Source organism: Odoribacter lunatus (genome assembly GCF_943193135.1).
Taxonomy (GTDB): domain Bacteria; phylum Bacteroidota; class Bacteroidia; order Bacteroidales; family Marinifilaceae; genus Culturomica; species Culturomica lunata.
Map to the genome: position 1 here is coordinate 92,823 of NZ_CALPCZ010000003.1, position 25,842 is coordinate 118,664.

Consider the following 25,842-nt stretch of genomic DNA (forward strand, 5'->3'; position numbering starts at 1 on the left):
GAATTTATTTTAACAGTAGAATTATGAATGTTATTGAAAAACAAATTACTCTACCGGATGGAAGAGTGATAACACTAGAGACGGGCAAGTTGGCAAAACAGGCAGATGGTGCCGTTATGTTGAAAATGGGGAATACCATGTTGTTGGCAACAGTAGTATCTGCGCAAGATGCAGGACCGGATGTGGATTTTATGCCGTTATCAGTGGATTATAAAGAAAAATTTGCATCAGTAGGACGTTTTCCCGGAGGATTTACCAAAAGAGAAGGGAAGTCTTCTGATTATGAAATATTAGTATCCCGATTGGTAGACAGAGCATTAAGACCATTGTTTCCTGATGATTATCATGCAGAAACTTTTGTGCAGGTAACTTTGTATTCGGGAGATGCGGAGTCTATGCCTGATTCTTTGGCCGGATTGGCAGCTTCTGCAGCTCTTTCGGTAAGTGATGTGCCTTTTCAGGGACCGATTTCAGAAGTTAGAGTAGCTCGTATTAATGGGGAATTGGTAATTAATCCGACTCGTTCGCAGTTGCAAGAGGCTGATTTGGACATTATGGTAGGTGCTACTTACGAAAACATCATGATGGTGGAAGGGGAGATGAACGAGGTTTCTGAAAAAGAAATGCTTGATGCTATTAAATTTGCACATGCTGCAATCAAAGAACAATGCTTGATGCAGCAAGAGTTGGCGAGAGCAGTTGGTAAGGTGAAACGCACGTATTGTCATGAAGTGAACGATGAAGAGTTGCGTAAGGATGTGTGGGCTAAGTGTTATCAGAAAGCCTATGATGTTGCTCGTCAATGTAATGCCAATAAGCATTTGAGAGGAGAGTTATTGGCTAAAGTGTGTGAAGAATATATGGCATCTATTCCGGAAGAGGAGAGAGAAGGAAAGAAAATGATGGTGAGCCGTTACTATCATGATGTGGAGAAAGAAGCTATGAGACGAATGATTTTGGATGAAGGAGTACGTTTGGATGGTAGAACGACCGAACAAATTCGCCCAATTTGGTGTGAAGTTGGTTATCTGCCCGGTCCTCATGGTTCCTCTATTTTTACCCGTGGAGAAACACAATCATTGTCAACTGTAACTTTGGGAACAAAATTGGATGAAAAGTTGATAGATGAAGCTACAGAGCAAGGTAAGGAAAGATTTTTACTGCACTATAATTTTCCTCCTTTTTCAACAGGAGAAGCGAAGGCTTCTCGCGGTGTGGGACGTCGTGAAATCGGACACGGAAATCTTGCTCATCGGGCATTGAAGAGAATGTTACCGGTTGACTATCCGTATACAGTACGTGTGGTTTCTGATATTTTGGAATCGAATGGTTCGTCTTCAATGGCTACCGTATGTGCGGGTACATTGGCATTGATGGATGCCGGTGTGCCGATGAAAAAGCCGGTGACGGGTATCGCGATGGGATTAATTACTGATAAAGGATGCGAGAAATACGCTATTTTGTCCGATATTTTAGGTGATGAAGACCATCTTGGTGATATGGACTTCAAAGTGACCGGAACGGTGGATGGTATTACAGCAACACAAATGGATATTAAAGTGGATGGGCTACCTTACGAGATTCTTGAAAAGGCTTTGGAGCAAGCTCGTCGCGGTCGGTTGCATATTATGAATATTATTTTGGAGACATTGCCTGCGCCTCGTCCGGATTTGAAACCGCATGCACCTCGTATTGAGACATTAATCGTGGATAAAGACCAGATTGGAGCTATTATTGGTCCTGGAGGTAAGATTATTCAGGATATTCAGGAAAAATCCGGCGCAACTGTTACCATTGAAGAAGTCGATAATAAAGGGATTGTAAATATTTCCGCATCAAATGCAGAGTCAATACGGATAGCCATTGCCCGAATCAAAGGTATCGCTTCCAAACCGGAAGAGGGTGAAATTTATGAGGGCGTAGTAAAATCTATTATGCCTTTCGGTGCTTTTGTTGAAGTATTGCCGGGTAAGGACGGCTTATTGCATATTTCGGAAATTGACCACAAACGTGTAGAGAAAGTGGAGGATGTACTGAAAGAAGGTGATAAGGTGCGTGTGAAATTGTTGGAAATAGACAAAAAAACAGGCAAGTTGCGTCTTTCGAGAAAGATTTTATTACCCAGACCGGAACGAAAAGATTCCGAGGATAAACAATAATAAAAAAGAGGCTTTTGCCTCTTTTTTTGTCTGTGAATGTTTTATCTTTGTATTGCTTAAAAGATAATAAAATGGAAAATAGATTGAGAGTCGGGATTACCCACGGAGATATTAACGGTGTAGCTTATGAATTGATTATAAAAATGATGGCGGAGAATAGGATTTGTGAAGTGTGTACACCGATATTTTACGGTTCTCCAAAGGTTGCTGCCTATTATCGAAAGAATTTGAATGTAGAGAACTTCAATTTGAATAATATACAGAGTGCCACGGAAGCTAATCAGAAACGTTGTAATGTAATTAATTGCGTGGATGATAATGTAAAAGTGGAAGTCGGGAAAGAAACGCAGGAATCGAATGAGGTCGCAATGTCCGTATTGAAAAGAGCGCTAGATGATTTGGAACGCAAGGAATTGGATGTGGTTGTGGCAGCACCTCAGAGTATGCGTTCATTTCAGTTAGACGGGGGTAATGGTTGCTTTGATTTTTTTTATAAAAGATACGATACGAACTCTGGGATACCGCTGTTGGTGGGAGAAAAAATGAAAATGGGATTTGTCACAACTCATATTCCCTTTAAAGAAATAGCCGAAAATCTAACGGAGGAAAAAATATTTAATAAATTAAAGACTCTTGATTTTTGTTTGAGGCGTGATTTTACCATACGCAAACCTCGTATTGCCATATTGGGATTGAATCCGGGATCTAGTGAGAGGTGTGAGTTTGATAATGAGGAGAAGAATGCCGTATTGCCGGCTATAAATAAGGCGAGGGAGCAGGGAATTATGGCTTTGGGTCCCTATGCGGCAGATAGATTGTTCTCCGGAACGGAGTTTGAAAAATTTGACGCGATATTAGCATTGTATTATGATCAGGGAATGATACCTTTTAAAACGATAGAAGGAGTGGAAGGGGCTGTTTTAATAGCAGGGGTACCGGTGGTTTTTACATTGCCTTTAAATGGGCCTGCGTATGCAATAGCAGGGCAGGGGATTGCTAATGAACAAGGATTGAGAAAAGCCCTCTATTTGGCGATAGATGTGTATAATACACGTATGCAGAATATTTCATTGGTAGATAACTCTTTGCCTCATTATGATGTTGCTGGTAATGCCAATGAGAGTGATTTGAATGTGGAGCAGATTACTGGAATAAAAGAAGAAACTGTATAATAAATACTTGGGAATTTTTAATGTTTCAGTTTTTATTATATCTTTGCACCCGCAATTTATATAATGTCTAACTTATTAGATGAGAAACAATTAATTATTATGTCAGAAGAACAAAAGGATTTGCAGGCCTTATCTGCAAAGGAAGCACAAACAACCAGTGCGGAAACTGATGAGAATTTCGATTGGGATGCTTATGCTAATGATGAAGTAATTTCCGCATCGGAAAAAGAGGCTTTGGTTCAAAAGTATGCAGATACTTTGTCTAAAGTAGCAGAAAAAGAAGTCGTTGAGGGAACTGTAATCTCAATGAATAAAAGGGAAGTTGTTGTTAATATCGGTTATAAATCAGATGGTATTATCTCTTTGAATGAGTTTCGTTATAATCCGGAATTGAAAGTGGGAGATAAGGTTGAGGTTTATGTCGAAACACAAGAGGATAAAAAAGGTCAATTGACTCTTTCTCACAAACAAGCACGTGCATTGCGGAGTTGGGATCGTGTGAATGAGGCTTTGGAAAATGATGAGATTATCAAAGGTTTTGTAAAATGTCGCACGAAGGGTGGTATGATTGTGGATGTATTCGGTATTGAAGCCTTCTTGCCAGGTTCTCAGATTGATGTGAAACCTATTCGTGATTATGATATTTATGTAGGTAAAACTATGGAATTCAAGGTGGTGAAAATCAACCAGGAATTTAAGAACGTAGTAGTATCTCATAAAGCTCTTATTGAAGCAGAACTTGAACAACAGAAGAAAGATATTATTTCTAAACTTGAAAAAGGACAAGTTTTGGAAGGAGCCGTTAAGAATATTACTTCTTACGGAGTATTTATTGATTTGGGTGGTGTAGACGGTTTGATTCACATCACTGATTTGTCTTGGGGACGTGTAAATCATCCGAACGAAATCGTTCAGCTGGATCAGAAGTTGAATGTGGTTATTCTCGATTTTGATGATGAGAAAAAACGTATTGCCTTAGGATTGAAGCAATTGACACCGCATCCGTGGGATGCATTGAATGCTGATTTGAAAGTCGGCGATAAAGTGACAGGTAAAGTTGTTGTGATGGCTGATTATGGTGCATTTGTAGAAATCGCACCGGGCGTGGAAGGGTTGATTCACGTTTCTGAAATGTCTTGGTCTCAACATTTACGTTCTGCTCAAGATTTTATGAAAGTAGGAGACGATGTGGAAGCTGTCATTTTGACTTTGGATCGTGATGAAAGAAAGATGTCTTTGGGTATTAAACAATTGAGAGAAGATCCATGGCAAAATATTGAAGAAAAATATGGTGTCGGAAGCAAGCATAATGCTAAGGTTCGTAATTTTACGAATTTCGGAGTATTTGTAGAAATTGAAGAAGGAGTTGACGGCTTGATTCATATTTCCGACCTGTCTTGGACGAAGAAAGTAAAACATCCGGCCGAGTTTACTCAGATTGGTGCCGAAATCGAAGTGGTTGTATTGGAAATTGATAAGGAAAACCGTCGTTTGAGCTTAGGACACAAACAGTTGGAGGAAAATCCCTGGGATGTGTTTGAAACCATTTTCACAGTGGATTCCGTACATGAAGGTACGATTACCGAAATCTTCGACAAGGGCGCGGTGATTGCTTTACCTTATGGTGTAGAAGGTTTTGCAACTCCCCGTCATTTAGTAAAAGAAGACGGTTCGCAGGCTAAAGTGGAAGAAAAACTTTCATTTAAGGTAATTGAATTCAACAAGGCCGCTAAACGGATTATCCTTTCTCATTCACGCATTTTCGAAGACGAACAAAAGTCTGAAGAAAAAGCAAAGAAGAGTGCAGAAGAAAAATCTACCAAAAAAGCAGTTAAGCAGGTAAAAGAGAAGTTGGAAAAAACAACATTGGGCGATATTACCGAATTGGCAGCTTTGAAGGAACAGATGACTGCAGCAAAACCGGAGAAAGCTACCAAGGCTAAAAAAGCGAAAGCTGAAACCGAAGCACTGGCAGAAAGCGAAGCCAAGGAAGATTAATCGTAAGAGGTTGCAGTGAAATTTGAACTGACCATATTGGGGGCGGGTTCCGCCGTCCCCACCTTACAAAGAAACTCTACCGCTCAGGTACTCAATGTACTTGAGCGGTACTTTCTTATAGATTGCGCTGAAGCTACCCAGCATCAGCTGCGCCGTTTCCGGATTCCCTACAACCGGATCAACCATATTTTTATTTCCCATCTTCACGGAGACCATTATTTCGGTCTTATGGGCTTGTTGTCGAGTCTTTCGCTGCAGGGCAGGAAAGGGGAGCTGCATCTCTATGCCGATCCGCGTTTGCAGCAGATGATAGAGAGCCAGTTGAAGATTATGAATACGCGTCTGGGGTATCCCCTTCGTTTTCATCCTCTGACCCGGAACGAGGAGGTTATTTTTGAAGACAAGGTGATGACCGTGACCTCTTTCCCGCTGCTACACCGTTACGATGCGCCCGTGTGCGGTTTTCTGTTTAAGGAGAAAGAGCGGAGCCGGACGATACGCAAAGATATGGCGGATGCCTGGCAGGTCCCGGTGGCTTTTATGCAGCATCTGAAAGCCGGTGCCGATTTCGTTACTCCCGAGGGGAAGGTTATACCGAACCGGATGCTGACGGTGGCACCGCCTCCGTCTCGTTCCTATGCCTATATGACCGATACGCTTTTCCGGGAGCGTTTCGCCGAGTATGTGCGCGGTGCGGATCTGCTTTATCATGAAGCTACGTATGGCCGGGAGCTGGAAGCCGTGGCGAAAGAGAATTATCACAGTACGGCGGAGCAGGCTGCACGGCTGGCGGTTCTGGCGGGAGCCGGAAGATTGCTGTTGGGGCATTTTTCAGCCCGTTATCCGGATCCTTCCTGTTTGCTGCCGGAAGCCCGTGCTGTTTTTCCTGAGACATATATTTGTACGGACGGGGATGTTTACGATATTCCTCTTCAAAAGCGGTCGGGGGTGTTTCCCGCCGGATAAAGGATGGGCTTTATGGAGAATGTGATAAGAAAAATGACTTCTTTGTATCCGGTATCCGATGATACAATACAGGCGTTGCGGGAAAAGCTGGTGTTGTGCCATTTTCCTAAAAGACACCGCCTGATAGAAGCGGACAAATACTGTAAGTCGGCTTATTTTATCGAGAAGGGTATGACCCGTTCTTTCTGGCTGGTGAACGGAGAAGAAATAACAACTTCTTTTTCTTCGGAAGGAGGGATCATTTTTAGCATGGATGAGTTGTATTATGACAGTGTGAGTGAAGAATTCGTGGAAGCACTCGAGGATATTGTCGCTTACAGGATTGCCCTGACCGATTTGCTGGAGCTTTTCCGGACGAACATAGAATTGGCCAATTGGGGAAGGATTATACACCAGAACGAGTACCGGCGTTTGCACCGCTCTCACAAGGAACGTCTTACACTGGCGGCCAAAGAGAGATACGAAGAGTTCAGACGGCAGTTCCCGGAGGTGTGCCAGCGGGTGCAACTGGGATATATCGCTTCTTATCTGGGGATAACGCTTTCCACTCTTAGCAGGTTGAGGGCTCTGAAATAATCTTTGCGTTCCGAAGATTTTGACGTAGGACAATTTTTGGCAGGTGGGAGTTTTTTAATTTTGACCCGTTATTGAGATTGTAGTAAAATAACCGAATCTATTATGCAAAAAATTTCATCCTCTGCGTTTGCGGATACGAAACCCCACTATGAACTTTTGGACGGTCTGAGGGGTGTAGCGGCTCTTTTGGTGATCTGGTATCATGTATTTGAAGGTTTTGCCACAAGTCCGGTTGACCAGCGGTTCAATCACGGGTATCTGGCTGTCGATTTCTTTTTTATTCTTTCGGGGTTTGTTATCGGTTATGCGTATGATGACCGGTGGAAAACGAATATGGGTATAAAAGAGTTTTTAAAACGCCGGCTTATTCGTCTGCATCCGATGGTGATCATGGGAGCTGTTTTAGGTGCTGTTACCTTTTATATACAGGGGTGTGAGCAGTGGGATGGAACGCAGGTGGCGTTTTCAGCTCTTCTGCTTGCCATGTTCATGAATTTTTTCATGATACCGGCATGGCCGGGAGGAGTTTCGGAGGTGCGGGGCAACGGGGAGCTGTTTCCCCTGAACGGTCCCAGTTGGTCTCTCTTCTTCGAATACATCGGCAATATATTGTACGCTTTGTTGCTTCGTCGTTTCTCCACGAAAGCACTGGCATTTCTGGTCGGACTGGCCGGTTTGGGGCTGGCTTCGTTTGCGGTATTTAATTTTTCCGGTTACGGGCATTTGGGAGTGGGGTGGACTTTAGCGGAGTATAATTTCCCGGGGGGATTTTTGCGTCTGTTGTTTTCTTTTTCCGCCGGACTGTTAATGTCACGTATATTTAAGCCGCTTCCTATTCGGGGAGCTTTCGGAATATGTAGTCTGGTGTTGCTTGTTTTGCTTGCTTTGCCGCATATCGGCGGAAAAGAGACATTGTGGATGAACGGCATTTATGATGCTGTGTGTGTGGTTTGCGTTTTTCCGTTGCTTGTATGGCTGGGTGCTTCAGGAAAAACAACGGATAAGGTTACAACTGGAATCTGCAAATTTTTCGGGGATATTTCTTACCCTGTTTACATTATTCATTATCCTTTCATGTATTTGTTTTATGCCTGGCTGTGGCGGGAAGGACTTACTTTTTCCAAAACGTGGCCGATTGCTTTGATTTTATTTTTCGGAAATATTATATTAGCCTATCTTTGTTTGAAATTATATGATGAGCCTTTGAGAAAATGGTTAAGTAAGAGATTTTTGTAAAAAAGGAAAATATATGATAGAAAACAATCATTTAGTTATTATGGCTGGTGGAATAGGAAGTCGTTTCTGGCCCGTCAGTACACCGGAAAAGCCGAAGCAGTTTATAGATATTTTAGGGATAGGACGTTCTTTGTTGCAATTGACTGTTAAGCGATTTGAAGATGTGTGTTCTAGTGAAAATGTTTGGGTCGTTACTTCTGTCAATTACAAAAATATAGTTCGAGAGCAATTGCCTGAAGTTCCGGAAACTAATATATTAACGGAACCTTGTATGCGTAATACTGCACCTTGTATTGCCTATGCTGCCTGGAAAATTAAGAAAAGAAATAGTGCGGCTAATATAATAGTTTCTCCTGCCGATCATATTGTGACTGATGTAGAGGAGTTCAGACGGGTAATGAAAAAAGGATTGCTTTTTACTGCTGGAGAGAATCGGATTTTGACAGTGGGGATGCGTCCTCATAGACCGGAAACTGGATATGGATATATAAAAGTAAGAGAAAGCGCGGAAGTAGGAGAAATCAGAGAAGTGGATGGGTTTAAGGAAAAGCCGGATCGGCAAAAAGCAGAGGAGTATTTAAATGTTGGCGGGTATTTGTGGAATTCCGGTATTTTTGTTTGGAATGTAGCTACTATTGAAAAGGTTTTTCGTCAAAAACAGCCGGATATGGCTCGGATTTTTGATGAGTTGGAGGGGTATTTCTATACTTTGGAAGAACAGGATGCTGTGAATCGATGGTTTCCTGAGTGTGAGAATATATCTATTGATTATGCAATAATGGAGCATGCACATAATATTTATGTATTTCCGGCTGATTTCGGTTGGTCGGATTTGGGAACCTGGGGCTCTTTGCATGAGTTGTCAGAAAAAGATTCAGATAAGAATGCTGTGGTAGGTAAGGGTGTGCGTTTGGTAGAATGTCGGGATTGTGTAGTGAGGGTTTCTGCGGATAAGCGAATGGTAGTACAAGGATTAGATGGGTATATTGTCGCGGAACACAAGGGGGTGTTGCTCGTTTGTAATATGAAGGATGAGCAACGAATTAAGGAATTTTCAAAAATGTTGAATACTTAACTAACAGCTCCTTGAATTTTCAAGGAGCTGTTTCGTTTGTGCTATGAAGTTTTGTGAGATGATTTATAAATTCTTGTCTTTGTAGAGGTTTTTCCACCAGTCGGGTTCTCCTTTCAGGTACTTGGCGAAATAGGCCAGAATGGTGTTGTTCCAGAGAATCCGGAGGTCGTAGTCTACGACGACGTGGTCAGAGTCTTTGACGAAAACCAGTTCGGCGTCTTTACCCAGAAGTTTCAGGGCCGTATAGAACTGCATGCTCTGGGCGGTGGGTACGTTCACGTCTTTTGTCCCGTGTATCAGCAGGAGAGGGGTATGGACTTTGTCCGCGTTGAAAAGCGGGCTTTGTTCTACGTAGATGTCTTTTCTGTTCCAGGGGAAGGAATGGGCCGTGGCGTTTGTGCTGTAACCGTATCCCCAATATCCGTCCCCCCAGTATCCGGTAATGGAGGAGATGCCTGCGTGTGCGATGGCGCATGTGAAGATGTCGGTCCGGGTCGTAAGGTACATCGTGGTAAACCCGCCGTAGGAAGCTCCCATACACCCCACTTTCGACGCATCAATGAAAGGATGGGCTTTCAGAAAGGCTTTCGTGGCGCTGATGATTTCGTCGCCCGTGATTTTTCCCCAGTTGTTCTGATGGCGGGCGGAGAACTCTTGGCCGTAACCGATGGCTCCGGAAGGCTGCATGACGTAAACTACATAGCCGTTGGCGGCATACAGATTGAACGGATAGCGTCCACCGAAAGTCCTTTCAACCGGAGTCGTGCCACCATAGTAGTAGACAATCAGCGGATATTTTTTGGTGGGGTCGAAGTCGGCCGGGAGGTAGTATCGTCCGTCGATAACCGTTCCTTTTTTGTAGGTATAGTCCCAATCCTTCACTTCTCCGAATACGATGTTTTCATACTGTGCGGCTGACGGGTTTTCCCAGATGCGGGTAGTTCCGTCGGTTAGTTTTCTTTCATACAGGATGGCAGGAGAGGTGGCTCCGGAGGCTATATAGAACATCCGGTCGCCGTCTTCCGGTATGCTGATATTCCGGATGATGTCACCGGGGCATACGATCCGGTCGATTTTGCCGTCTTCCGGATTGCAGACGAAGAGACGGACGTAATCGGCATCATTGGCTACAATATATATTTTCCAGTCTTTCCGCCAGCAAGTCTGTGCAACGGAGGGATGGAAGTCTTTCGTAATCGGCGTGATTTTTCCGCTTGCTATGTCGTATAGGTACAGCTGGGTATCGTATTGGTTGGCGATGGGATTTTTGCCTATATTTTCTCCGGCTTTGCCGAATGCGGAAGGGCCTCCGCTGATAAGCAGCTGTTTGTCGTCGGGGGAGAAACTGCATGAGATGCCGTAAAGGCGGTCTTTCCACAGGGTGTCGAGCCTGTGGTTTTTCATGTCCAAAAGGTAAACGGATTGTTTACGGTAGGGATATTCGGTATAGTCCGGCTGTGAAGTGGAAAATAGCAGCCGGCTGCCGTCGTGGCTGATGTCCATCAGAGAGGCGGTCAGATTGCCCCAGGTCAGTCGGGAGTGCAGTCCTGTGGCAAAATCGAATTTGTTTAACCAGGAGCGGTGACGGTAGTAGGATTGGCGGTCTTCGATTCCAGACAGCTTCCGCAGCTTCCAGTCTTTTTCCGCATAGTTCTCGCTTTTGTAGTAAATCAGATAGGAAAGATCAGGAGACCACGTGTAGTTGGTGATTTCCGTATCTTCTTTAATCAGGCATTGCAGTTGTTCGTTGTCCGGATTGTAGGCATAGAGGGAGTTTCCGTAGCCTTCTTTGCGGAGGTAGGACAGCTCGTCCTTGCCGGGTATCCATTTTAAGGATTGTACGTTTCCGTTGAAAGCATATACCACTTTTTTATCGCTGCTGCGGCAGATATGAGTGGTCGTGGTCGTTTTTCCGTCTACAATATTTTGTAGGGTGATCAGGACGTATTTTCCGCTGGGGGACAGTTCCGCCCGGCTGATTCGCTTTCCGTTGAGGATGTCGTAAATGTTTTTTCCTCGTTTGGGGGACAGGGTGAAGGCGACCGTCGCGTCCTGCGGCTCTTTCGCTTTAAAAGACAGGGCGAAGGATTTTCCGCCTTCGGAAACGGTTTTGACGATCACGGTCTGTTTGCCCGGGACGAATTCGCAAGCGATCGTTTTGTTCGCTTTGGCGGTTTCGGTGTAAGTCAGTTTCTTTTTTCCGTTGATATATATTTCCGAAGGTCCGAAGAGGGTCAGGCGGAATTCGCCTTTCACCCACTGTTCATTGGCAAGGTATACGGCGTAGTAGTTCAGGGTATATTCCCCGTTTTTTCCGGAAGATATAACCGTATCCTGTTCCGTCCGGGCTTCTTCCCACGAGAGGTTCCGGTATTGTTTCTCGGGTTTGGCCAGGTCGGGGGTGAACTGGTGGATATTTAACTGGTTGGTCTTTAACAGCATGTCGGCTGAAAAGGTTTTGTTTTCTACGTCCCTGACATTTTCCAGGACCGGTTTCTCAATCCGTACCGGTGTCAGCGCCAGCCACTGGGAAGCCTGTTGTCCGAAGGCAGCCATTGTGCATGCTATCATAGCGAAAAGGAGTAATTCTTTTTTCATGGTTTGTGTTTTTAGTGTTTTCTGTATTGTACGGTTTTATTGTTCCAGCATGGAGTCGTGCCGGTTTACTTTCATGATGCCCGGCAGGTGTTTCAGCCGGGATATGAGTTGGGACAAATGTTCCGTGTTGTCGATGAGCACCGTGATTTTTCCTTCAAAAATACCTCCGGAAGAGTTGATGGAAACGGCGCGCATGGTGACGCGTGGATCTTTGGTGATCAGTTCCGTAATTTTGTTCACGATTCCGATTTCGTCTTTTCCCACGATACTGACAACGGTCTGATAGGAGGCGGCACCTTCGTTGGTCCATTGGGTGTTTACAATCCGGTAGGGATAACGTTTTTGCAGGTCCAATGCGTTTTTACACTGACGCCGGTGTACTTTGATGCCTTCGCCGATGGACACGAAACCGATGATGTCGTCACCGTACACGGGGTTGCAGCATCGGGCGAATTTGTAATCTACGTTGTCTACGTTCTTGTCAATAAGCAATACATCTTCGCCTATCTTTTTCGGATGGGTGATCCGGATGTCTTTCGGAAGATTTTCCGGTATAGCTGTTTTTTCTTCTTCTTTTGTCTGGGTCAGAATCTCTTTGATTTCCGCGGGCTCGTGTTTGCCTTCCGCTATCGCCTGGTAGAGGTCCAGCGCGAATTTGTATTTATAGTAGTGCATCAGCCGGCGGGTAATATCGTCGGTGAATTCTATTTTCCAGTTTTTCAGTCGCCGGCTCAGCAGCTCCTTGCCCAAATCGGCCTGGTGATTGACGTTTTCATTGAGGAACTGTCTGATTTTGTTGCGGGCTTTGGAGGTAACGGCAAAGTTCAGCCAGTCGGCCTTGGGCTGCTGGCTGGCAGCCGTCAGGACCGAAATCTGGTCGCCGTTGCGGAGTTTGTAGCGCAGCGTTTCGTTCCGCTGGTTGACTTTTCCCCCCATGCAATGATCGCCGATATTGCTGTGGATGGCATAGGCGAAGTCGAGCAGCGTGGCGCCTGCCGGCAAGGTCATCAGGTCTCCTTTGGGGGTGAAGACGTGCACTTCCTTGTCCTGTAAATCCAGTTTCAGGTCGTCGAGCAGGTTGATGGCGCTTTCCTCGGAGCTTTCCAGCACTTCGCGCAGTTCGTTCAGCCAGCTTTCGATGACGTGGTCGGAGGTGCCCCCTTTGTATCGCCAGTGGGCGGCGAATCCTTTTTCCGCAATTTCATCCATCCGCTCCGTCCGGATCTGCACTTCCACCCAGCGATTGCCCGGTCCCAAAACGGTGGTCTGCAGCGATTCGTAGCCGTTGGACTTGGGGACGGAAATCCAGTCCCGCAGCCGCTGGGGGTTGGGGGTGTATTTGTCGGTAACGATGGAATACACTTTCCAGCAGTCGGGTTTTTCGTTTTCTCCGGTGCTGTCGATGATAAAGCGCACGGCGAAGATGTCGTATATTTCTTCAAATTCCACCTGGTTTTTTCGCATTTTGTTCAGGATGGAAGCGATGGTTTTCGTCCGGTATTTGGATTTGAACCGAATACCTTTTTTATTGAGTTCATCGACGATGGGTGCAATGAATTCGGCGATATATCTTTCGCGGGCGTCTTTGGTGTCATTCAGCTTGCGGGATATTTCGGCATATATGCGCGGATTGGAATAACGGAGCGCCCGGTCTTCCATTTCCGATTTGATGTTGTACAGTCCCAGACGGTGGGCGAAAGGGATATAAATATAGTTGGTCTCTTGCGCCAGTTTTTTCTGTTCCGCTTCGCTCAATTGGTCGGCAGTACGGAGGGCGTGAAGTTTTTCGGCCAGAAAGATGAGCTGTACCCGGATGTCTTCGGCAAAGCTCAGCAGCAGTTTGCGGAAGTTTTCGGAATCCACGATCTTGCGTGTGGCGTATATCTTGCTGATTTCCTTTAAGCCGTGAAGTATTTGGGCTACTTTTTCGCCGAAATCCGTCCGGATGTCTTCAATGGAAATGGCGTCTTCTTCCGCTTTTTTGTGCAGCAGGGCGCAGAACAGGGAGGTTTTTCCCAGCCCGATTTCCGTGGTGACAATGAGTGCCGTATCAAGGATTTTATCCATGTTTTCTTCGTTCCGGGCAGCGATGGTGCATGCTTTTTGGAAAAGGGCTATATCTTCGGTGGTCAGAAGGTTCCGGCAGGATTTTTGGAGGTTCCGGTATTTTTCGTCTGGAGAGGTGTGTATAGCCGTTGTCGTCATGGTGTGGCGTTTAAGGTGTAACTATTTTTCCGTTTTTGACTTCATGCAAAAATAGGCAATTCTTTTTAAGAATATTGGCGGGGAAATTCTATTTTTGTAAAGTTTATTGAAAAATTAGGAACCGGGTCCTGACTGATCCGGAAAAGATTCGGATGATATGGTGCGTATAGCGTTATTTTGGGGATTGCTGTGTTTTTCTCTTGCGGGGAATGCCCAGGAAGACAAATTGTTGAAAGAGCAGATTGAAACTCTTTTTAAGGATGTGCGTTCGTCGGAGCGAAAAGTGCTGGTAAGTGAGTGTATGGATACGTGGACTTCTTCTTTTCTTTCCCAGGAGGAAAAAGACAGAGTGAGTCACGTATTCAAGGAGCTTGAGGTAATGCGTATGGTTCCGGCGTCGGACATGAAGAATTTTGCAGAGTGTGTGAATCATTTCCGGCGATTGGAGGAAAAAGAGAATCTGCATGTCTGGCTGGGTGCGTTGAAGAAGCTCGTATTCGTGAAAGACCGGCGCAAAAACAATGTAAAGAATTATCTGGCTTTTACGCGTAATTTTATTGTGAACGGGGTGCTTTACGAAGGGGGAAGCCACAGCTGGATAGTGAAAGGGGGAAGCCGTTGGAATCCGGGAAAGGTGGTGTATGTGACGTTCGAGGATGCGACATTGATGTGCCGGACACCCAAGGATTCTATTTTTATCTATGGTACCCAGGTGAATCATGAGTTGCAGTCTCATGTCTTGAAAGGCCAAGGGGGGCGGGTGTATTGGCGGTCGGAGGATACGCTTTATGCGGAGTTGTCCCGCTATGGTGTAGATATGACAGCGTCCGACTATGGTGCGGATTCGGTTTCTTTTGTGTATGCTCGGCAATACAACCGTCCTCTTGTAGGAATGTTAAAGGACAATGCCTTGAAATACAAGACCGTGAAACAGGAAGAGCGTTTTCCGCAGTTCATTTCGTATGATACGGATATAAAAATTGATTCGCTGTTCCCCAGCATTTCTTTTCAAGGTGGGGTGCAGTATGACGGCATGAAACTGTCAGGTTTCGGCGACAAGGAGCTGCCGGCGTGCGTGCATATTTCCCCGAATGACACGACCCACATGTATGTGTATGCCACTCGTTTTTCGATAGATACGGCACGGGTGGTGGCGGGCGTTTCCCGGATGGTTCTGCCTTTGGCTTCCGGCCGTTTTTTTCATCCCAATGTGAGTTTCTCTTATACCCGGAAGGACCATACGGTGACGGTGAAGCGTATTTCGGAGCAGAGTCAGCACCTGCCATTCCGCGATGACTATCATCAGATATTGTTCAGTGTGGAACAGTTGATTTGGCCGGTAGACAGCAGTTGTGTGATGATGTGCATGAATAGTCGTTCCGGTATGTTCAAAGCGGAGGTGGAGTCGCTGGATTTTTTTAATGATATTCTTTACGATCAGATGCAGGGAATCGATGAGATACATCCGCTTAACGGTCTTCATAAGGCATCGGTAATTTTGGGTACGAATACTTTTTCGATAAGCGATTATGCCGGGATTATGAAAAAGCCGATGGATCAATTGAGAAAGCAGATTATTTCTCTTTCGTATGATGATTTTCTGGATTTTGACGAGGCGCGTGATGAAGTGACGTTGAAAGAGCGTCTGTTTCATTATACCAACGCTCGTGTCGGGAGGCAGGATTACGACAATATCCGGTTTGCTTCTTTGCCGAAAGATTCCCGTACAAATGCCGTGCTGGACTTAAGGAACTATCAGTTGAAAATCTACGGGGTGGAAAAGTTTACCATCAGCGAAGCCAAAGATGTGTATGTAGAGCCTTCGGATAAATCGGTGATTATGCTGAAAAACAGGGACATGGAATTTAACGGGAAGTTGAAGGCGGGTATGTTCGATATGTTCGGGAACAAGCTTTATTTCTCCTATGACAAGTATACAATCGGGCTGACACAGGTGGATTCGACGGGGATGTATATGGCGGATAAGACAACGGGCAAGCGGGGGCGTCGGGTGAATTCCCTGATACGGGATGTGACCGGAGATATCGAAATCGATAAGCCGAATAATAAATCGGGTAAGAAAGATGTGCCGGGGTATCCGATTTTTCATTCTACTAAGGAATCGTATGTCTATTTTGACGCACCGTCAATCTGTAATGGGGTGTATAAGAAAGAGAAGTTTTATTTTGTCATAAAGCCTTATACGCTGAAAAATATCAACGATTCGGATAAGTTCCGGTATGCTTTCGGCGGTACGCTGGTTTCCAATATTGTACCGGATATTTCCGATACATTGAGACTACTGGCGGATAATTCGTTGGGGATGAAGTACCAGACGCCGGAGAATGGGTTGGAGCTGTATGAAAGGGGAAATCTGAAAAACCGGATAGAGTTAAGCCAGAAAGGATTTGTTGCCGACGGGAAGGTGGAGTTGAACGGCAGTAATTTTCAGTCGGAATCCATTTTGATGATGCCTGATTCGATGGTGACTGTGACGCCTTTTCTGACAGTAAATGGATTAGAAGGCCGACGCCCCGAAGCAAAAGGTGAGCAGGTAAAAATCATGTATCTGAAAAATCAGGGGAATATGTTGGCAACATCGACTAAACAGCCGTTTTCCGTGTATGACGGGCGTATACGGCACGAAGGGACGCTGATGGTATATGAGGATTTGATGGATGCTGCTGGTAAGTTGGAATTGAAGGGGGCGCGTTTGACTTCCAATCTATTTCATTTTGAGCCTAATAATGTTTTGTCCGACCAGACTGATTTGCATTTGAGTTCTTTCGCCAACAAGAATATACAATTGAATACTGCCAATGTTCAGGCGAATATCGATTTGATTCATAACAAAGGCCGGTTTATGAACAATGCCGATGCCAATATGGCGGATTTCCCGTCCAACCGATACCGCTGTTCGTTTAAGAGTTTCACATGGTATATGAATGAGGCTTATCTAAATATCGGTATAGAGGATGAAGAAGAGTTACAGCGCATCTGGCGTATTGAGGACATGATGCGTATGCCCGAAAAGGGAAAGAACCTGTTTGTCTCGACCGACAGAGCCTGTGATTCGCTTTCCTTCATGGCTCCATTGGCGCGGTATAACCTGAATACGGGCGATATACACTGTCAGTGGGTAAACCATATTGACCTGGCCAACGGGCGTTTTTATCCGGATTTGGGAAAAATCAATATAAACGGTGTGGGAGATATCGAGGAGTTTAAAAACGGTTTGTTTGTATGCGACCGGGATAGCCGGAGCAAGCAACTGACCCAAGTGGGGTTGAAAGTGAAAGGGCGTTTTGCGTTCAGCGGAAGCGGTGATTACGATTATATCAATCAGGATAAGCAGAGAAGTGTGATTCATTTTACGGAGATAGGGGTGGATACGTCGCGGAATGTCTATGCCAAAGTAGATATGAAACCCGAAGCGAAATTTGATTTGAACAAAGGAATCACGTATAAAGGCAATATCTATCTTTATTCCCGGCAGAAGAATCTGTTCTTTAACGGATATGTCCGGCTCACGGCAGACGATACGTATCTGAAACATTCCTGGCTGAAAGTAAAGACTTACTTTTCGGCACAGGATATACGGGTGCCGGTGGGTGTGGAGAACCAGGATGACAAGGGAAAACATATTTATAATGGGGTGTTCCTGAATGTGGATAAAACGGTGAAGCCTTATGCCTCTTTTCTGAGCAACCGCATTTTCTATAATGACGAACTGGTGCTGGGCGGCCGCGGCGAGTTGGTATGGCTTGAAAAAGAGAAGAAATACCAGATCCGGGATACGTCGATGGATTCGTATTACCATATGTGTTATACACCTGATCAGAATACGGTTTTGGGTTTCGGTAAACTCGGTATGGAAATGGAGATTCCCGGCATCCGGCAATGGGCGGTGGGGAATATCTCTTACAATCTGAAAGAAGAGGCGTTTAAGGCGGAAAATATGTTGTATGCGTTGGATTTTGTATTGTTAAACAAGATGGAAAGCGTGATGCTTCGGGACTTTGCAGATAAGAAACTGCGTACGATTACCCCCGATGCTTCGTTGGTTGCCAAGGTGACGGCATTGTATGGGAAAGGATTGGCACCATTGGCGATGAAACAGTTAGGCAAGAACAGCAATAATATTCCGGATTCGTTGAGCCGTTTTCTCGTGCTGGATTCGCTGGAGATGAACTGGGATCCGCAAAAACGTTCGTATATTGCGAACGGAAAGGCGCTGGTACGTACGTTGTTGCAGCGTCCTGTGGAAGAGGAGTACAATGTGGCGATGGAATTGGTACGGCGGCGCGCGGGAAACCAGCTTTATCTGTATATTTACAACGATGAGAAATGGTATTATTTCGAGTATCTGGACAAATCGCTCTTCACGCTTTCGTCCAATGCAGAATATAACGATATCCTCCGGAATGAGAAGGCGGACAAGAAGGTGATACAGAATAAGGAGAAACAGACGTTGTATACAATTACCCTGTGTCCGGACTCGAAGAAAACCCGTTTCTTGAAACGGGTCGGCTTGTAAACGACAGGAATGTGAATTTTGAGAATATATTATGACGACCAAAGAGAGATATGAAGGATTTATCCAGTGGTTTTCGGAGCACATGCCCGTGGCAGAAAGCGAGCTAAAGTACGAAAACCCGTTTCAGTTGCTGGTGGCAGTGGTCTTGTCGGCACAGTGTACCGACAAGCGGGTGAACATGACGACTCCGGCTTTGTTTCAGCGCTTTCCGGATGCTTTTGCCATGGCGGCAGGGAGTGTGGAGGAAATCTACGAGCTGATAAAGTCTATTTCTTATCCGAATAACAAGTCCAAACATTTGTCGGCCATGGCGAAAAAACTGGTGGAAGATTTTAACGGTGTGGTGCCGGATGATATGGATTTGCTCCAGACGCTTCCCGGTGTGGGGAGAAAAACCGCCAACGTGGTGGAGGCAGTGGCCTTCCGTAAGCCCGCCATGCCTGTCGATACCCATGTATTCCGGGTGGCGAACCGCATCGGGCTGGTGACGGATGCCAAAACACCGCTGGAGACGGAGAAGCAGCTGGTGAAAAACATTCCGGCGGAGATTCTTTCTACGGCTCATCACTGGCTTATCTTGCACGGACGCTATGTGTGTATGGCGCGGAAGCCCAAATGCGAGGAGTGTGGTATCCGGGCGTATTGCCGGTATGACGGGAAACGGAAAAAATAAATGCGATAAAAAAGTTCTGAAAATATGGGATGTAACAGCAGAAGAAAACCGGACTGGTTAAAGATAAGATTGCCCAAGGGACAGCTTTCGGTGGAGGTGTTGAATGTGGTACGGGGGCACAATTTGCATACGATTTGCACGAGTGGCATGTGTCCCAATCAGGGGGAATGCTGGGGTTGCGGAACGGCTACATTTATGATTTGCGGGGATGTGTGTACGCGGGGGTGCCGGTTCTGCAACGTAAAGACCGGTCGTCCGGCTCCGCTGGATGCCGGAGAACCGGAGCATATTGCCGAGTCGGTACGGTTGCTGAAATTGAAACATGTCGTATTGACTTCCGTGGACAGGGACGATCTGGAGGATTTGGGTGCGGGACATTGGGTGAAGGTGATGGAGGCGGTTAAGCGGGTGAATAAGGAGGTGACGATGGAGGTTTTGATTCCGGATTTTCAGGGGAGGAAAGAGTTGATACAACAGGTTATCGACGCCCGTCCGGAGGTGATTTCCCACAATCTGGAGACAGTGCGCCGGCTCACGCCGTTGATTCGCAGTCGGGCGACTTATGAAATGTCGTTGGAGGTCGTGAGGCAAGTGGCGGAAGCGGGTGTGATTTCAAAATCGGGAATTATGCTGGGATTGGGAGAGACGAGGGAGGAGGTATTGCAGACAATGGATGATTTGCGTTCCGTGGGATGTCGGGTAATGACCATCGGGCAGTATTTGCAGCCGTCGGCGGCCAATGTGGAGGTGCAGGAATATGTCACCCCGCAGGTATTCGACGAATACAGGCAAATCGGGCTGGAAAAAGGATTTGCGCATGTGGAGAGCGGACCATTGGTACGGTCGAGCTATCATGCGGAACGGCATATAAAATAAAGGACTTGTCATGGCAGCGGAAAGAGAAACGGAATTCAGCGATTTAGGGGTAAGGGATTACCGCGAGGTGTGGGAGCTGCAATTGCAGACGCAGGAGAAGGTGAAGCAACAAAAGATACGGGGAGAGGCGACTTCCGGGTATCTTTTTTTTGTGGAGCATTCTCCCGTATATACGTTGGGGAAAAGTGGAAAAGAGGCGAATATGCTGATGAATGCCGTGCAGTTGCGGGCGAAACATGCCGAATTTATAAAGGTGGACAGGGGTGGTGACATTACCTTTCACGGGCCGGGTCAGCTGGTGGTGTATCCGGTGGTGGATTTGGAGAATTTCGGTATGGGGGTGAAGGAGTACGTTTGCGGACTGGAAGAGGTGGTAATTCGTACGTTGAAAAAATACGGATTGTCGGGGACACGGGTGGCCGGAGCTACCGGGGTATGGCTGGATACGGGAACCCCTTCGGAAAGGAAAATTTGTGCCATCGGGGTGAAGTGTTCCCGTTATGTGACGATGCACGGGTTCGCTTTGAACGTAAATACCGATTTGACGTATTTCGATGCCATCCACCCCTGCGGTTTCATTGACAAGGGGGTCACTTCGCTGCAAAAAGAGCTGAAAAGGCCGGTGGACATGGAGGAGGTGAAAGCGGAAATCCTCCGCCAATTCCAGTCGGTAATGTGTATGAAAATAAATACTAATAGCATAAAAAGATGAAAAAGAGTTTAAGTTTATTCGTGGGACTGTTGTGTTTCGGAACCGTTTTTTCCCAGGATGTACAGCCTTCGGAAGAAATGAAAAAAGTAGCGGAGCAATTGCATTTGCAAGAGATAAAGAAAGGGGATGCGCGTTTGGAGTTCCCCGCTGTCCCGGAAGGGTATGTATTGAAACTGGTGGGTACGGACCGTCTTCCGGCAGTGGACCGGGAAGGGAATATCGGGAAGGTACTGACGGATGCGGAGGTGCATTTTTATTTCCGTCTGGAAAATACGCAGTCGGGTGAGGTATTGGATGTCACTCATTTGAGTGGCGTAGTTCCCGGTAATAAGCCGGCAATTGCCGGCGGGAATACTTGTCCGGAGGTGATACCGGCCATACGGGAATGGTGGGGAGGCAAAGGTGAGTTGGCGTGGTCGGGTAAAGCGGATATAGTCGTTGATGCCCGGTATGCAAAAGGGTTGCGCGAGAAGGCGCAGATATTGGCGGACGATTTGAATACGCTTTATGCGTTGAAATGCGGGGTGAAAGAAGGTGTTGCGGGAGAGGGGGATGTCTTTTTGACGCTGGAGACGGATGACCGGCAGCTGGGCGAGGAAGGTTACCGAATGAGCATCGGCAATCAGATTAGAATAGAAGGCGTGGATGCCAATGGCGTTTTCTGGGGTACGCGCACGTTGTTGCAGATAGCGGAGCGGAACGGCTTGCATTTTCCGGTGGGGGAAATCCGGGATTATCCGAAGTATTCCCGTCGCGGATTTATGCTGGATGTGGCGCGGAAATTTTTCCGTCTGGAGTTTTTGCAGGCGTATGTGAAGATTATGGCCTATTATAAGATGAACGAATTCCATGTGCATCTGAACGACAACGGCTTCATACAGTTCTTCGACAATGACTGGGATAAGACGTATGCGGCTTTCCGGCTGGAATGCGAGACATTCCCCGGGTTGACGGCCGAGGACGGTTTTTATACCAAGCGTCAGTTCACGGATTTGCAGCTGGCAGGTATGGCGCATGGGGTGAATGTGTTGCCGGAGATTGATATTCCGGCTCATTCCCTTGCTTTTTCGCATTACCGCAAGTCTTTGGGCAGCACCAAGTACGGCATGGATCACCTGGATTTGTCCAATCCGGAGATTTATCCTTTCTTCGATAGCCTGCTGATGGAGTATATTGGAGGGTCTTCGCCCGTGTTCGTGGGGCCGGAAGTGCATATCGGCACGGATGAGTATGCCAAGGAGGAAGCGGAAAGCTTCCGTCATTTTACGGACCACTATCTGAAATATGTTCAGAGTTTCGGCAAACGAGCCCGCTTGTGGGGGGCACTGACGCATGCGCAGGGCACTACGCCTGTGACGTCTGAAAATGTCATCATGAATGCGTGGTATAACGGCTATGCCGATCCCCAGGAGATGATGAAGCAGGGATACGATTTAATCAGTACGCCTGACGGCTGGCTGTATATCGTGCCGGCGGCGGGATATTATTACGATTACTTGAATCTGGAGAAATTATACAACGACTGGGAACCTGTCCAGATAGGCAGTCAGCTGTTCCCCGCAGGGCATCCGCAGATTTTGGGCGGCACGTTTGCCGTGTGGAACGACCATTGCGGCAACGGTATTTCGGAGAAAGATGTGCACCACCGGGCTTTTCCTGCGATGCAGGTGCTGGCGCAAAAGATGTGGATGGGGAAGTCGGAGGTTGCCTATCCGGAGTTCGCCGGAGTGGCTGCCGGAGTGTGCGAGGCTCCCGGTGTGAATCTGATGGGCAAAATTCCCTCTGTTGGGGAGACGGTTGCGGATTACCGCTTTGCTTCTGACGGCGGAAAGGATTTCTCCGGCAACGGCTATGATTTTAAGGTTAAGAAATCGAAAGGAAAAGGGTTGGTGCTGAATGGAAATACGGTTGTCGAAACACCGTTGGCGGAAATCGGCTATGATTATACGGTAGAGTTTGAAATGGTGCCTTTTGCCGGAATGAAACAGGAAGCCGTGCTGTTTGCCTCCCCGAATGCGTCGGTGGTATATACGCCGGAGCATAAGCTCGGATTCCGGCGGGACGGTTATTTCTATACTTTTTCCCATGCCTTTCAACCGGGAGTGCCGGCAAAGGTAAAGATTGTCGGGGATGCGAAGGGAACGTCTTTGTATGTGAATGGTGAGAAGGCGGAGCATCTGGGCGTGGAAAAGAAACTATTCAAGACACTGAAAGGCAAGGAGAGTGCGATGTATATCCAGCATACACTGGTATTTCCGCTGCAATATATCGGAAGTACGGAGAATGGATTCTGCGGGGAGCTCCGGAGTCTGAGAGTGTATAACAGAAAAATGGAATAAGCATGAAGGGATGGTGCTGGCTGCTGTGTCTGCTTTGCGGTATTCAGATGGGACGGGGACAGGCTCTGATTCCTTGTCCTGTGGATGTAAAGGCGCTTCCGCAGGAGGAATATGTGTTCGGCGACAAGGTCGTGATAGCTTTGTTGTCCGAAGGGTTGGAGAATGAGGCGGAGGAATTGCGGCAGGTGGTGAAGGACCGGACAGGGCGGGAGCCGGAGATTGTGCGTAGCGGGAAAATGCCGAATGGGGCGGTTTGCCTGAAACTGGATGCCGGGCTGTCGGAGACGGAGAGATATGAACTGACGGTAAACTCTTCAAATGTCTGTATTGCCGGTAAGACGGCGGCAGGTGTTTTTTACGGTATTCAGACATTCGACCAGCTTTTGGCGGAGAACGGAGGAAATACGGTGTGTACGGCTGTCGGGGGCGTGCGGATTACGGATAGTCCCCGATTCGGTTACCGGGCGTTGATGCTTGACCCTGCCCGGCATTTTATCCCGCTGGAGGAGGTGAAACGTTTTATCGATTTGATGGCGCGTTTTAAATTCAATGTACTGCAACTTCATCTTACCGATGACCAGGGATGGCGGATAGAAATCAAGGCTTATCCCGATTTGACGGGGAAGGGGGCGTACCGCAATCCCCAGGGGGGCATGAACGGTCCCGATAACGGATATTATACGCAGGAGGAGTTGAAGGAACTGGTGGCGTATGCCGCCCGCAAGCATGTGGAAATTGTGCCGGAGCTGGATATTCCCGGACATACGGCTGCTGCCATTCATGCCTATCCGCATCTGGGATGTTTGCGGGGCGATTCTGTACCGTTGGTGTTGGGAAAATCGACCGACCGCATGCTTTGTGCGGCAGAGGAAGGAACGTATGAGTTTTACGACAAGGTCATAGGGGAAGTGAGCCGTTTGTTTCCTTCCCGGAGAATCCACTTGGGAGGCGATGAAGCCGTGATGGAGAAGAATTGGGGCGTGTGTCCCCGCTGCCGTGCGCTGATGGAACGGCAAGGTTTCCGGAAGACAGATGAGCTGATGGGCTATTTCTTTGAGAGGATAGAAAAGACGGTGAAGCGGAACGACAAAGAGATGCTGTTGTGGTGCGAGCTGGACAATATCCGCATGCCTGCCGAAAGGTTTCTTTTCGATTATCCGAAAGACTGTACACTGTTTACGTGGCGAATGGGTCTGACGCCCAGAACGATAGAACTGACCGCGCGTGCCGGAATCAAACTGATAGCTTCGCCCGGGGAATATTGTTATTTCGATTATCCTCAATGGAAGGGCGATTTGCCGGAATTTAACAACTGGGGCATGCCTCTTTTGCCGTTGCGGCAGGCGTATGCCTTTGACCCCGGTTATGGTCTGCCGCCGGAGGAACAGGGGCACATTATCGGCGTGGCGGGGTTGTTATGGGGAGAAGCGATGGCCGATATGAACCGGATTACGTATATGGCTTTTCCGAGGGCGCTGGCTTTGGCGGAAGCCGGGTGGAGCCGGATGGAAAACCGGGACTGGGAGTCTTTTAAGAACCGGATGTATCCGCTGTTGGCGGATTTAATGCGAAAAGGCGTCAGTTTCCGGGTACCGTTTGAGGTTTCCGGGTCACATTAAACTCTTTTAGCGTTTCTTTAGCGGCTAGGTATCCCTGTTCGTAAATCTCTTTTGCCCGGTTGAGGTCAAATATACTGAAACGAATCATATCGTCAGGGGCGATGACGAGGTCGGCCAGATTCTTATCTATTTTACTGTTGGAAGCGAGGGAGAGGTGCAAGGAACGTTCCGCAATATGAAGCATGTTGGCAATGTTCCGTTTTTTGTCAATGGAATTGATTTCCACCGCGATGACTTTTTCGCATAAATTTCGGATGGGGCGTACGGGCAGGTTCATGAATACTCCGCCGTCTACGTAATTGATTCCGTCGATTTTTGTGGGGGTGAAAAGAATAGGAATCGAGCAGGAGGCGACGACGCAGGGAATGAGTTCGCCTTTGTTGAAATGCACAGATGTGGCATTTTTCATATCGGTAGCCGTAACAACCAAAGGAATTTTCAGGTCGTCGAAGGTTTGTATTTGCAAAAAGTCTTTCAGATGATTTCTCATTTTTGACATGGACATCAACCCGCTTTTGGACAGGGTAAAACGGGCAAAGTTCATCATTTTTTTATGTGTGAAGAAATGAAGGCATTCTTCCGGATGCCTTTCGGTGGCGAGCATCGCTCCGGCGATGGCTCCCGCACTGGTGCCCGAAATAATATCGGGTTTTATTCCGTATTCCTTCATCGCCTGCATTACGCCGAAATGGGCGAGCCCTCGTGCACCTCCTCCGCTGAGTGCTAAACCTAACTTGTATTTCATAACTACCTTTTTTTGAAAAGTAGTATTTGTACGGATAACAGGTTTATAAAGTAAAGAGCCATCCGGATAAATATCCTTAATTTATAATAAATAAATGGAGACCCCGGATAGAGGAGCGGCAGCCACCTGTGAAAATGGTTAATATTGCTTATAACTGGTTGTTTTTAAGTGGAATACATGACCAAAAAAAGGGTAGGTTTAAATAAGCGGAGAGTTTCGCAAAATTAACAATTTTTTAAACGTGTCAAAGTCTTCATACTCAAAACGATAATTTTTTTCCCTGTTTCGCAAAACTCCGTCCATTTAAACCTACGTTTTTTTGGGCGGAGTTTCTCGAAAACCCCGTATTTCCAACG

The 25,842-nt window shown here is 46.7% G+C and carries 16 protein-coding genes; 13 read left to right on the forward strand and 3 right to left on the reverse strand.

Annotated features, from left to right (window positions below; translation table 11 throughout):
• The first annotated feature begins 23 nt into the window (after positions 1-23).
• From pnp to NFR61_RS02805, 7 genes are all read left to right on the forward strand, one after another.
• Positions 24-2,159, forward strand: a complete 2,136-nt coding sequence (gene pnp, locus NFR61_RS02775; protein WP_251620379.1) for a polyribonucleotide nucleotidyltransferase — start codon at positions 24-26, stop codon at positions 2,157-2,159.
• A 71-nt stretch (positions 2,160-2,230) separates the two neighbouring features.
• The gene (locus NFR61_RS02780; RefSeq protein WP_251620381.1) at positions 2,231-3,331 is read left to right on the forward strand and encodes a PdxA family dehydrogenase; all 1,101 of its coding nucleotides are present in this window, start codon (positions 2,231-2,233) and stop codon (positions 3,329-3,331) included.
• A 99-nt stretch (positions 3,332-3,430) separates the two neighbouring features.
• Entirely contained in the window at positions 3,431-5,329 is a 1,899-nt protein-coding gene (rpsA, locus tag NFR61_RS02785; protein ID WP_251620383.1) for a 30S ribosomal protein S1, read from the forward strand.
• Positions 5,330-5,344: 15 nt separating this feature from the next.
• A complete protein-coding gene (locus tag NFR61_RS02790; RefSeq protein WP_251620385.1) occupies positions 5,345-6,295 on the forward strand; it encodes a ribonuclease Z in 951 nt (316 codons plus the stop codon).
• A gap of 12 nt (positions 6,296-6,307) precedes the next feature.
• Complete coding sequence (locus NFR61_RS02795) at positions 6,308-6,871, forward strand: Crp/Fnr family transcriptional regulator (protein WP_251620387.1); 564 nt, start codon at positions 6,308-6,310, stop codon at positions 6,869-6,871.
• A gap of 102 nt (positions 6,872-6,973) precedes the next feature.
• Complete coding sequence (locus NFR61_RS02800; RefSeq protein WP_251620389.1) at positions 6,974-8,107, forward strand: acyltransferase family protein; 1,134 nt, start codon at positions 6,974-6,976, stop codon at positions 8,105-8,107.
• 13 nt (positions 8,108-8,120) lie between these two features.
• Positions 8,121-9,182, forward strand: a complete 1,062-nt coding sequence (locus NFR61_RS02805) for a mannose-1-phosphate guanylyltransferase (protein WP_251620391.1) — start codon at positions 8,121-8,123, stop codon at positions 9,180-9,182.
• A gap of 63 nt (positions 9,183-9,245) precedes the next feature.
• Here NFR61_RS02805 and NFR61_RS02810 read toward each other — a convergent pair whose 3' ends face one another.
• Both NFR61_RS02810 and NFR61_RS02815 read right to left on the reverse strand, forming a co-directional pair.
• Positions 9,246-11,780 carry a prolyl oligopeptidase family serine peptidase gene (locus NFR61_RS02810; RefSeq protein ID WP_251620393.1) on the reverse strand — a complete coding sequence of 845 codons (2,535 nt, stop codon included), beginning with the start codon at positions 11,778-11,780 and terminating at the stop codon, positions 9,246-9,248.
• 36 nt (positions 11,781-11,816) lie between these two features.
• A complete protein-coding gene (locus NFR61_RS02815) occupies positions 11,817-13,985 on the reverse strand; it encodes a RelA/SpoT family protein (RefSeq protein WP_251620395.1) in 2,169 nt (722 codons plus the stop codon).
• A 157-nt stretch (positions 13,986-14,142) separates the two neighbouring features.
• On the opposite strand from NFR61_RS02815, the gene NFR61_RS02820 reads away from it, so the two are divergent.
• The 6 genes from NFR61_RS02820 to NFR61_RS02845 are packed head-to-tail and all read left to right on the forward strand — an operon-like array spanning position 14,143 to position 24,741.
• On the forward strand, positions 14,143-18,522 hold the full coding sequence (locus NFR61_RS02820; RefSeq protein ID WP_251620397.1) for a hypothetical protein: 4,380 nt from the start codon (positions 14,143-14,145) through the stop codon (positions 18,520-18,522).
• 31 nt (positions 18,523-18,553) lie between these two features.
• Positions 18,554-19,195: an endonuclease III gene (gene nth / locus NFR61_RS02825; protein WP_251620399.1), complete on the forward strand. Its 642-nt coding sequence runs from the start codon at positions 18,554-18,556 to the stop codon at positions 19,193-19,195.
• 24 nt (positions 19,196-19,219) lie between these two features.
• Entirely contained in the window at positions 19,220-20,071 is an 852-nt protein-coding gene (lipA, locus tag NFR61_RS02830; protein WP_251620401.1) for a lipoyl synthase, read from the forward strand.
• Between the two features lie 10 nt (positions 20,072-20,081).
• Positions 20,082-20,783 carry a lipoyl(octanoyl) transferase LipB gene (gene lipB, locus NFR61_RS02835; protein ID WP_251620403.1) on the forward strand — a complete coding sequence of 234 codons (702 nt, stop codon included), beginning with the start codon at positions 20,082-20,084 and terminating at the stop codon, positions 20,781-20,783.
• Positions 20,780-23,122 carry a family 20 glycosylhydrolase gene (locus NFR61_RS02840; protein ID WP_251620405.1) on the forward strand — a complete coding sequence of 781 codons (2,343 nt, stop codon included), beginning with the start codon at positions 20,780-20,782 and terminating at the stop codon, positions 23,120-23,122. Before lipB ends, NFR61_RS02840 begins: the two co-directional genes overlap by 4 nt.
• Positions 23,123-23,124: 2 nt before the next feature.
• Entirely contained in the window at positions 23,125-24,741 is a 1,617-nt protein-coding gene (locus tag NFR61_RS02845) for a beta-N-acetylhexosaminidase (RefSeq protein ID WP_251620407.1), read from the forward strand.
• On the opposite strand, the gene NFR61_RS02850 is transcribed toward NFR61_RS02845, so the two are convergent.
• A complete protein-coding gene (locus tag NFR61_RS02850) occupies positions 24,701-25,486 on the reverse strand; it encodes a patatin-like phospholipase family protein (RefSeq protein ID WP_251620409.1) in 786 nt (261 codons plus the stop codon). The two genes, NFR61_RS02845 and NFR61_RS02850, sit on opposite strands and share 41 nt — an antisense overlap.
• Positions 25,487-25,842: the final 356 nt, after the last annotated feature.